The organism is Rhodococcus sp. NPDC055024, from assembly GCF_053608585.1.
On sequence record NZ_JBSGVT010000034.1, the window covers coordinates 1 to 10,541 of the forward strand.

Annotated in this window: 9 protein-coding genes; 2 read left to right on the forward strand and 7 right to left on the reverse strand. The window is 61.1% G+C overall.

Translation table 11 applies throughout. The features are described from left to right. Positions 1–43: 43 nt before the first annotated feature. The 7 genes from ACWF6P_RS31520 to ACWF6P_RS31550 are packed head-to-tail and all read right to left on the reverse strand — an operon-like array spanning position 44 to position 7,040. Positions 44–805, reverse strand: coding sequence for an HpcH/HpaI aldolase family protein (locus ACWF6P_RS31520; RefSeq protein ID WP_452623665.1), 762 nt, complete (start codon positions 803–805; stop codon positions 44–46). A 33-nt stretch (positions 806–838) separates the two neighbouring features. Then, a complete protein-coding gene (locus ACWF6P_RS31525) occupies positions 839–1,798 on the reverse strand; it encodes an aldo/keto reductase (RefSeq protein WP_452623666.1) in 960 nt (319 codons plus the stop codon). Next, positions 1,798–2,664, reverse strand: coding sequence for an ATP-binding cassette domain-containing protein (locus ACWF6P_RS31530; protein WP_452623667.1), 867 nt, complete (start codon positions 2,662–2,664; stop codon positions 1,798–1,800). Before ACWF6P_RS31530 ends, ACWF6P_RS31525 begins: the two co-directional genes overlap by 1 nt. Continuing rightward, positions 2,661–3,503: an ABC transporter ATP-binding protein gene (locus tag ACWF6P_RS31535; RefSeq protein ID WP_452623668.1), complete on the reverse strand. Its 843-nt coding sequence runs from the start codon at positions 3,501–3,503 to the stop codon at positions 2,661–2,663. Before ACWF6P_RS31535 ends, ACWF6P_RS31530 begins: the two co-directional genes overlap by 4 nt. Before the next feature lie 3 nt (positions 3,504–3,506). Next, positions 3,507–4,454 (reverse strand): ABC transporter permease, encoded by a 948-nt coding sequence (locus ACWF6P_RS31540; protein WP_452623669.1) that lies wholly within the window; start codon positions 4,452–4,454, stop codon positions 3,507–3,509. After that, positions 4,454–5,458: an ABC transporter permease gene (locus tag ACWF6P_RS31545; RefSeq protein ID WP_452623670.1), complete on the reverse strand. Its 1,005-nt coding sequence runs from the start codon at positions 5,456–5,458 to the stop codon at positions 4,454–4,456. Before ACWF6P_RS31545 ends, ACWF6P_RS31540 begins: the two co-directional genes overlap by 1 nt. Positions 5,459–5,462: 4 nt before the next feature. Continuing rightward, positions 5,463–7,040, reverse strand: coding sequence for an ABC transporter substrate-binding protein (locus ACWF6P_RS31550; protein WP_452623671.1), 1,578 nt, complete (start codon positions 7,038–7,040; stop codon positions 5,463–5,465). 212 nt (positions 7,041–7,252) lie between these two features. Here ACWF6P_RS31550 and pdxA point away from each other — a divergent pair, with 212 nt between their 5' ends. Further along, positions 7,253–9,505, forward strand: a complete 2,253-nt coding sequence (gene pdxA, locus ACWF6P_RS31555) for a 4-hydroxythreonine-4-phosphate dehydrogenase PdxA (protein WP_452623672.1) — start codon at positions 7,253–7,255, stop codon at positions 9,503–9,505. Positions 9,506–9,533: 28 nt separating this feature from the next. Beyond that, on the forward strand, positions 9,534–10,301 hold the full coding sequence (locus ACWF6P_RS31560) for a DeoR/GlpR family DNA-binding transcription regulator (protein ID WP_378450087.1): 768 nt from the start codon (positions 9,534–9,536) through the stop codon (positions 10,299–10,301). The last annotated feature ends 240 nt before the right edge of the window (positions 10,302–10,541 follow it).

A 10,541-nucleotide genomic window follows, 5' to 3' on the forward strand; every position in this document is an offset into this window, starting at 1 on the left:
CTCCCGTACCAAGTACGGGAGCATCGCCATTTTTGTACCCGGATCAGGACTTGGCTGCATCCAGATGCTGAGCCGAGACATTCGCCAGATGCGTCAGGTCCGAGGCTACGGTCGCGAAGGTGTAACCCTCCGCGAGGCGTTGTGCTGCAACCTGACCGGAAGGTGTGTGGATCCCGGCAGACACCCCGCTGACAGCGGCAGCTTCGCGTACCCGGGTGAGCGCGGCTTCGAATTCCTCGGACACGTCCGGATCGTTGGAATGCTTACCGCCGACGGCGATTCGTAGATCGGACGGTCCGACGTACACGCCGTCCAATCCTGTTACATCACAGATCTCTTCGACGTTCTCCAGTCCCTGCGGGGTCTCGATCATCGCGAAGACGACAGTGTCGCGGTTCGCGTCGGCGGGAATGGGGCCGACACGGAGCTGCGAGCGCATGGGCCCGTAAGAGCGGATGCCGAATGGCGGATACTTGGCGGCTGCCACGGCGGCCGCGGCCTCTTCAGCGTTGTTGATCAGGGGAACGATGACGCCGACAGCGCCCGCGTCGAGTGCTCGTCCGATAGGCGTCGGGTTGTTTGCCTCGACGCGCACCATCCCGACGGTGGACGGTGAAGAGTCGATTGCGGTGAGTCCGGCGACCATCCCCGAATAGCCGATCAATCCGTGCTGCATGTCGAGGGCAATGTAGTCCCAGCCGACGTGTGCGATCCATTCGGTGGAGATCGGACTGTCGATGACGGACCAGTATCCGAGAATGCGTTCGCGTCCTCGGATGCGTGCGGCGAATTCTTGTGCTGACATAGCAGAGAGCTCTCCTGGTGAAGGTCGGGTGTTTCAGCGGTTGTAGTTGGGCATGGGGCCACGCAGCGCGGAACCGATGAGATCACACTCTTCGATGATCGAGGCGTCCAGTGGTCCTCGCCCGATGGCCGCGATATTGGATTCGAGGTGTGCGACTTTGGATCCTCCGAGGAGCACTGACCCAGTTGCGGGTTTGCTGACCAGCCAGCGCAACGCAAGCTCGGTCATGGAGATACCCGACTGCTCTGCGATCGCCGTGAGCTGAGCGATCGCGTCGAATATCTGCGTATTCCAGTACCGCTCCTTGTACATCGACGCAAGGCGCGAGTCGCCGAATCGGCCGTCTGAGGGGCTTTCCTCGAAAGTGTGACGTCCGGTCAACAGCCCACCGCCGAGTGGGTTGTAGACCATTGTGGTCAGCCCGGTGACTTCCGCAAATTCTGCGTACTCTTCCTCGATTCGACGCGCAAGCAAGTTGTAGAGCTGTTGTGCGACGATCGGTCGTGGAGCGCCGACTGTGTCTGCGGTGTAGTTGATTTCGCTGATCTGCCAGGCTGCGAAGTTGGAAACGCCGAGTGCGCGAATCTTGCCCTCTGCAACCAGTTCTGCGACGGTCGACAGAGTTTCGGTCAGTGTGACGGTTCGGTCCGGCTGGTGAAGGTAGCACAGGTCGACGTAATCGGTGTCGAGTCGCCGAAGGCTTGCCTCGACACTTGCCCGTAGCCCCTTTGCCGAGAGTGGGCTGTTGTCGCCGGCATCGGGGTGTGGCATTCCTGCTTTTGTGGCCAGAGCGATGGAATCGCGTCGGCCGTGGAGCAGTTTTCCCAGCATGCGCTCGGATTTGCCGCCCGCATAGCCGTTGGCCGTGTCGATGTGAGAGATACCGGCGTCGAGTGCGGCGTCGAGCATCGCGCCCGCACCCGCAGCGTCGACGGTATCCCCGAAGGTCATGGTGCCCAGCACCAGTTTCGGTAGCTCCAGCGGGGCGGTCATCAGGCAACTCCTCGTGATTCGATCTGCTTGGCCAGCAAGTTCTTGGACAGTGCAGCCACTACGTGGCGTGGTTTGATCCCGACCATCGTGGTGGGGTCGAGGGCCGCACCACGTAGTGCGCGGGTGTACGGCTCGCGTGGGCTGGCGAGAACTGTTTCTGTGGAACCGCTTTCGACGATGGTGCCCTTCGACATCACAACCACCGTCTCGCTGATCTCGCGCACCACTCCCAAGTTGTGTGAGATGAAAACGTACGTCAACCCCGTATCGGACTGGATCTCTCGCAGCAGTTCGAGCACCTGCGCTTGGACTGAAACATCCAGGGCGCTGGTGGCTTCGTCGCACACCAACAGTTCGGGTCCGCCGGCCAGTGCCCGGGCGATTCCGATGCGCTGACGTTGGCCGCCGGAGAACTCTGCCGGACGCCGGTGTAGTGCCGAGGTTGGCAGGCCAACGCGATCGACGAGTACTGCTGCTGCCTTGGCGCGTTCTGACTTGCTTCGAACGCCTTTGAGGCGGAGTGGTTCTCCGATGATTTCCTCGGCAGTGAGATGGGGGTCCAGTGATCCGTACGGGTCTTGGAACACCATCTGCACGCGAGAGCGAAAGGGGCGCAGCGACTTCTCGGACATCTGCGCGATGTCAACGCCGTCGACGAGGATGCGTCCGCTGGTCGGGGTCAGGAGCCGAACGATCGAACGGGCAATTGTCGATTTGCCACATCCGGATTCGCCGACGATGGCCAGGGTCTTGCCCTTTTCCACCGAGAAACTCACTGTGTCGACCGCTCGGAAGACTCCGTCGGGCACCGGATACTCGACCACGAGATCTTCGACGGCAAGAAGTGGTGTTTCGTGGTGGCTCATGCCGAGGCTCCGATCTGTGATGGCTGGGACTTGGTGGCCGGATCGCCATCCCAAGGACCGAGGTGAGGAATAGCGTCGAGAAGCTTTTGTGTGTAAGCGCTTTGCGGCTTGTTGACAAGGTCCTCGGCTCCGCCGGTCTCGACGAAACGGCCGTCCTTCATGACGTAGATTCGATCCGAGACCAGCCGCGCAACTCCGAGATCATGAGTGATGACCAGCATTCCGATCCCGGTCCGTTCCTGCAACTCGAGCAACAGGTCCAAGATGCCGGCCTGGACTGTGACGTCCAGTGCACTGGTGGGCTCGTCGGCGACGATGAGTTCGGGGCCGGCGGCAAGAGCTCCGGCGATCAGGACGCGCTGCAACATTCCGCCTGACAGTTGGTGCGGATACTTGTCGAGTTGCTGCTCCGGGTAGGGAATGCGTACCTGCTCGAGTAGTTCGACGGCTCGATCGACCTGTTGTTTCTTGGTCGTAATCCCACTGTGCCGTACTGCTTCTCGGAGTTGGCTTCCGATGGTGTGGACCGGACTCAGTGCTGTCATCGGGTCCTGGGGGATCAGGGCGATGTGTTTTCCACGAATCTCGTTCAAGATCTTCGTTTTTCCGAGAATGTCCTGGCCTTTGAATTCAGCTCTCCCGGAGAGAACGGCAAGATCGTCCGGCAAGAGCCCGAGGATACCCATGGCGGTCGTCGACTTGCCCGAGCCGGATTCACCGATGATGGTGACGGTTTCGCCTGCGTCGATACAGAAGGAGACGCCGTCGACGGCCCGGATGACTCCCGTGGCAGTGACGAGTTCGATCTGGAGGTCGTCGACCCGAAGTAGATTGCCCATGACTCAACCCTTCGCTTTCTGGGCGCTGCCACGCCCGAACAGGCTTGCGCCCAGTCGCTTCGACCCTGCCGGACGATCACGTAGGCCGTCGCCGAGCAGGTTTACTCCGACCACCAGCAGCACGATCATCAGACCGGTCAACGTGACGATCCACCACGACGTCGTGATGTAGTCCTGTCCGTCGGCGATGATTCGGCCCCAGGTCGCAAACGGACGTTGAGGGCCGGCGCCGAGGTAGCTCAAGGAACTTTCCAACAGAACGGCCTGAGCGAGCAGAAGCAGGACGACGAGCGATGCCTGCTTGACGATGTTCGGAATGACGTGACGAAGCAGGATGGCCATGCGGGTAAGCCCGAGCACTCTAGCCGCTGCGACATAGGGCTTTTCGCGTTCCACGAGTACCAGCGAGCGTGTCAGTCGCGCGACTTCGGGCCACTGCGCGATCGCGATGACGAACGTGATCACGGGAATGGACGGGCCGAAAAGGGCAACGACGAGAAGTAGCATCATGAGCAGAGGCAGAGAGAGTTGCGCCTCGAGAAGGCGGGAGATCACGGTGTCGACCCAGCCGCCGAAGTACCCCGCGGCGGATCCGGCGACGATGCCGATGACACCGGAGACGATCACGGCGAGAATGCCGATTGTCAAAGATACTTGGCCGCCGTGCAGGATTCGGGAGAGGAGATCTCGTCCCAACTGATCGGTGCCGAACAGATGGCCGTCGGTGAGCGGCGGTAGTTGCCGACTGCTCAGATTGGTCTGGTTCGGATCTGCCAGGGGGAGCAGTCCGGCCAATGCAACGGGAAGAATTACCAGCAGCGCGCAGATCGAGCCGGCCCAGATCTTGACCCGGCTGTCTCGTTTACGACGTGTGGCTCCGGCGCGCGAGAAGTCTGCCTCTGTGACTGCGCTGGGGCGTGGGGTTGTGGGAGGTTCCAAGACGGTAGTCATCAGTTGGCGCCCTTTCCGAGTCGCACGCGTGGATCCAGGAGGGGATAGAGGAGGTCCACTGCCAGTTGTACGAGCACGGCGAGAACTGCAGTGACAAGCACTGTGGCCTGGATGAGGGGGTAGTCGCGTGTCTCGAGCGCGCGTACCACCAGGGAGCCGACACCTGGCCAGGCGAACACGACCTCGACCACCACAACGCCGTTCAGCATTCCGGCGAATCTGGTGCCGAGCGCGGTGACGATGGGAATTGCCGAGTTACGCATCGCGTATCGCCAGGTGAGTTCGCGTTCGGATACTCCGCGAGAGCGGGCGACGGTGATGTACGGCGAAGCGAAGGCCGAGACCATTTCGCGCCGAACCATCCGGGAGATCAACGCGATCTGAAGGATGGCGATAGTGACGGTGGGCAGGATCAACGACGGCCATGTGGTGAATCCGGCGGCAGGTAGTACCGGGATGAGGACCGCGAAGATCGTCACCAGCATCAGGCCGCTCCAGAACTCCGGCATGGACTGTCCGCCGACGGCCACGACGTTCGCACCGAGTTCGCGTCGGGTGTCCGCGTGGCGGGCCATCCACACGCCCAACGGAATCGAGAGCACAGCGGTCAACAGAATGGAGCTGACGGCCAGAGTGATGGTGTACGGAAGTCTGCCGAGGACGACGTCCATGGCCGGCGCCTGGAACGAGTACGACGTGCCGAGATTCAGGTGAAGGAGATCCCACAGGTAGATCAGGTACTGGGAGAACACCGACTTGTCCAAGCCCATGTCAGCACGGATCTGTGCGAGATCTTCTGTACTGGCCAACGGGCCGGCCAATGCGTAGGCGGGATCGCCCGGTGCCATCCGGATCAGGACGAACACTGTTGTGAGCGTGAGGAAGATCGTCAGTGCGCTCTGTGTCAGACGTTTGAGCACGTATTTGACGGTCGGGTTCATCTTTGCACGACGACGCGAAGAGATTCCGAGTGACGTGTGCGGTTTCGGAGCGGTGAGAGTCATCGCCTCAGGCCTCCAATCGGACGGCGCCGAGGTCGTAGGAGTTGATGGGGGTCAGTGAAACATTCTGAACACGAGTGCGTTTCGCAAGGAGAGCGTTCGGTACGAAGCTCCACAAGCAAGGCCAGGTCTTCCAGATGTCCTGCTGCGCTGCATCGAGGAGAGCGGCGCGCGTGGTCGGATCCGGTTCGCTGGATGCGGCTTGGATCTTCGCGGTGATTTCGGGGAAGACGTACCCGTGATAGGTATCGCGAGTTACTTCCTTCTCCGCCGTGCCCGCGTACATCCCTTGAAGGGTGGTCAAGGCGAGGCCGGTCTGATTTCCGTAACCGTTGCCGAGGACATCCCAGTCTCCGGTCTTTCCCTGGCGCCACGACGAGATGTCTCCGCCCGGTTCGAACTGCTGGAGTTTGACGCGCACTCCGACCGCCTTCATCATCTCGAGCACCGATTCCATCACCGAGACGTCGTTGGTGAACTCCCCGGTTTCCCAGATGAAGGTGAGTTCGAGGTCGTCTGCGCCCTCGGCGTCGAGCATCTGCCGGGCCCTCTGCGGATCATATTGGTAGGTGCCGGTTTTCACAGCTCCATCCAAGGTGGACGGGGCTGGACCGGTGGCGGGCACCGCGGACCCGATCAGTACGTCCCGGGCGAGCGACTCGCCGTCGATGGCGTAGGTCAGTGCCTCGCGAACACGCGGATTGGACAGTGGGTGATCGGCGGGCTTGCGGAAGTTGAAGAACAACTGGTTGATGCGCGTGCTCGGCACGGTGTCCACCTGGACGCCGGGTAAGTCGGCGAGTTGTTCGGCGGAATCCGGACTGATCGAATCGATGACGTCGACCTCCCCGCTCCGAAGAGCGACGACGCGGCCGGCCTCTTCGGGAATGAAGCGGACCTGGACACGGCGAACGCCGGGAGCGGGTCCCCAGTAATTGTCATTGGCGACAAGCGTGTAATCGCCTGTGCCTCGGTTCGATTCGCTGACGATGAACGGTCCCGACCCGATTCCGCTCTGCAGCTCGTTAGGTTCGTTGGCCGCGGCTGGGGTGATCAAGATGTTGGACATGAGTGAGTCCAGAACAGGTACAGGGGAGTTGGTTCGGAGGATGAATGTGCGCTCGTCGATCGGAACCACCGTCGGCCACTCTGGGAACTGCGGAGCGACGAACGATCCACTGACCTGTTGGTACATCTGCATGGCGGTAGCTACGTCGTCGATCTGCACGGGTGTGCCGTCGGAGTAACGGATGCCCTCGCGGAGTCGAACCGTCCACTCGGTGGGACCGGTCGATTCGAACCTGTCGGCGAGAACGAGCTGCGGCGTGAGATTGTCGCCGATTCGGGTGAGCCCTTGCCTGACACCACGTTGCGCCGTGACTGCTGCGTCGAACTGGTTGAGCTTGTTGTCGAGGCTGACGAGTGAACGGTTGAGTCCGAGCACCAGTGTGTCCTGCGTCGGCTTCCCGGTGGGGCCGGCGCAAGCCGCAGTCGATCCCAGAAGCGTTGCGCCACCAATCAGCCCGGTGAACTGCAGGAAGGATCGCCGGGAGAGCTGTGGTGTTCGCAAACGAGTATTGGTCATCGGTGACCTTTCGATCCTGACGGGGCAGCGTGGGGGCGACTCTCCGAGTGGACTGTTGGTGAACAATCGTCTCGGGCTCTCGCTTGTAACTCAGCTCACAATTGCACTGTTGCGCAGTTCGCGCAAGTCCCGTAACTTCAATTGCGTACTTCGCGCATCGATTGCGATGCTGCGCATACTCGATTCAGACCGAAAGGGGGTCGAGGGATTCGATGAAACCGCTGGTAATCATCGCTGATGATCTTTCCGGAGCCGCGGAGTCGGCCGCAGGATTTCTGCTTCGAAGTTCCGCAATATCGCTTCGACTCGGTCCAGGAGAGCCCGATGAATCGGGTGTGACGGTTTTTGATCTGCACTCACGGCGATCCGACCCCGCCAGTGCCTCTCGTGACGTGAGATCAGTCCTGCGATCGTCCGCAGGCTCCGAAATCGTGAAGAAGATCGATTCTCTACTCAGAGGCAACGTGGCCGCGGAGGTTGCGGAACTCTCCCGTGACGGATCTCCGGTCATCGTCGCCGCCGGATTGCCAAGGCAGGGGCGCACGGTGCGAGGCGGGGTGGTGTTCGTCGAGGGGGTTGCGTTGCACGCCACCGACTTGTGGCGCGCAGAGTTGATGCCACCGCCTCGATCGATTGCAGAGGCGCTCGGCTCGTCGGCAATCACTTCTGGCGTGTCGCTGGCCGACATTCGTTCCGAACGATTGGGCCAGGTTCTTTCATCGACCTCGGAGGGCGGGTCGGTGGTGATCTGCGACGTCGAGACCGAAGGTGACCTTGATCTGATTGTGGCTGCAGCGCAGCAGATTCCGCAGGCTCGTCTGGTGGGAACATCCGCGCTCGCAGCGGCAGTTGCTCGAAGAAGGACAGTGCAGTCACCAACCGTGCGTCCATCTCTTCGTGATTCTCGATGCACTTTGGTGGTTGTGGGGACGGCGGATGTATCGGCGGGGGACCAGGTGGCGTCGCTTCGCGACGGAGGTACGCGCCACATCGAGGTGAACAGTGCTGAACTCCTGGCACATTCAGTCGATCCGATGTCGATTCTGAGTGCATTGGAGCACGGGAGCGTGGTGGTCTCGCTGAGTGGACCAGTCGTGCCGTCAGATTCCGTCCATCTTGCTTCGGCGCTCGCGGAGCTGATCGGTGCCGTCGATGCAGGCTTCGCCGGCGACGAACACCCGATTGACTTGGTCCTCACCGGTGGCGAAACCGCGCGCAGCGTTCTCGACCGCCTGCGGATCGACAATCTGTCACCGGTCCACGAAATCGAACACGGCGCTGTTCTTTCCGTCGATCACACCGGTCGGTACATCGTCACGCGGCCAGGAAGTTTCGGGGATGTACACAGTCTTTGCTCCATAACGGAGTTTCTCGCGCACCCCACTTCGGTTGCCGCTCCGGATAATCCACCTTCAGTGAAACCTTCAGACAACGAGGTCAATCCCATGCCAATCGAGACCACCCCACTGCCGCTGATCGCTGTCACGATGGGCGACGGCGCCGGCGTCGGGCCGGAAGTGATCGTCCCCGCACTCCTCGACGACGAAACGAGAAAGCGTTGCCGCCCGGTCGTTGTCGGCGACGCGAAGCGCCTGCGACTGGCCGCCGAGGTTCTCGGAATCGACGTCGACGTGATCGCCGTCGAGGAGATCAAGGATGCTGAATTCATCGATGGACGGATCAACGTCATCGATCTGGACTTGCTACCTGGGGATCTCGCATGGGGTGAACTGTCGGCAGTCGCGGGAGATGCGGCCTATCAGTACATCCGCGTTGCAAGCGAACTCGCTGTTCGCGGTGAAGTTCAGTCGATCTGCACCGCGCCGCTGAACAAGGAAGCGCTGCATGCGGCAGGGCACATCTTCCCCGGTCACACGGAATTACTTGCGCACCTGACCGGTACCGAGGAGGTGTCGATGATGTTGTCGACGCCCAAGCTCAAGGTCATTCACGTGACTACACACATCGGACTGCTCGACGCGGTCGCCAGGATCGAACCGGGTCTGGTGGAGCGGACCATTCGTCGAGGTCATGAAGCGTTGGTGCGCACCGGAAATCCGGCTCCGAAGATCGGCGTCTGCGGGATCAACCCGCACGCAGGGGAGAATGGGCTCTTCGGCTACGGGGAGGAAGAGAAGAAGATCATTCCTGCCGTTGAACTGTTGAAGGCAGAAGGAATCGACGTCCACGGTCCTCTGCCGGCGGATACCGCGTTCTTCCTGGCCGGCCGTGGTGACTACGACTTGATCGTCGCGATGTATCACGATCAGGGGCACGGCCCGGTCAAGGTCCTCGGAATCGAGGCCGGGGTCAACATCACTGTGGGCTTGCCGGTCATACGAACCTCCGTCGATCATGGAACCGCATTCGATATTGCAGGTAAGGGCATCGCCGAGGCCGGTAGTATGGTCGAAGCGCTGCGGCAGGCGGCCGAATTGGCAACCAGCACATTCGTTTCCAAGTAAGCACCAGAGTTCGTAGGGGGGAGGAGCGATGGCCATCCGGGAGTCGGAGGCGCGGCGGTCTGAAATCGCAAGACTTGCGCGCACGAGTGGTCTGGCCAGCGTCGAGGACCTCTCGGCTCAGTTCGGGGTCACCGCGTCGACAATCCGTCGAGACCTGAGTCAGTTGACTGCTCAGGGACTCATCGCACGCACCTATGGCGGGGCAATTGCAATCAATCCCCATCCGGAATCATCTCTGCGTCAGAGAGCGATGGAGGGGTTCGACGCCAAACGTGGGATTGCAGAGTGGGCTGCCGAGCAGGTTCGGCCCGGAGAAACTGTGCTCCTGGATGCAGGCACCACGGTGGGCGCGATGGGCGAGTTCTTACGTCACGTGACGAATTTGACGGTGATCGCTGCAGGGCTGACGGCACTCGAGGCGTTAGCCGACGCTGATGGTGTCCGAGTCGAATGTCTCGGCGGGACGTTGAGGCCGCTCAGCCAAGGATTTGTCGGACCACTCGCCGAGGCCTCGTTGCAGAGGGTGTCGTTCGACAAGGCATTCCTCGGAGCGGATGCAGTTACCGCTGACCTGGGCATTTGTGAAGCTGAGCTCGATCAGACCCGGCTCAAGGAAATGATGATCGAACGTGCCGGCGAGGTCTACATACTCGCGCACTCCGCCAAACTCGGCGAACGTCCTTTCCATGCGTGGGCGCCGATACCGCCGGGAGCTGTGCTGGTCACCGATGCTGCGGTAGACGCACAGCAGGTCACGTTGTTCGAGGCCGCGGGGATCCGTGTCCAGGTGGTGTGAGTCCGCGACGGTTGGCCAACAAGCCGTGGTGTCCGGCGTCACATGTTGTCCGAATCGACGAAGTTGCGTCGCCGTAGGGGATCTAGCTGGGGAAACGGGCAACCTCGAGTCCCTGACCTGAGGATTTGTCAAAGACTTCAGCGGACGCGTAACTTATTCCAAGTCAGAGCGACACGGACACCGACTCCCGCTTCACAGCGAGTGACACGAGGTTGTACGAAGTGCCTGACCAAATTTCGA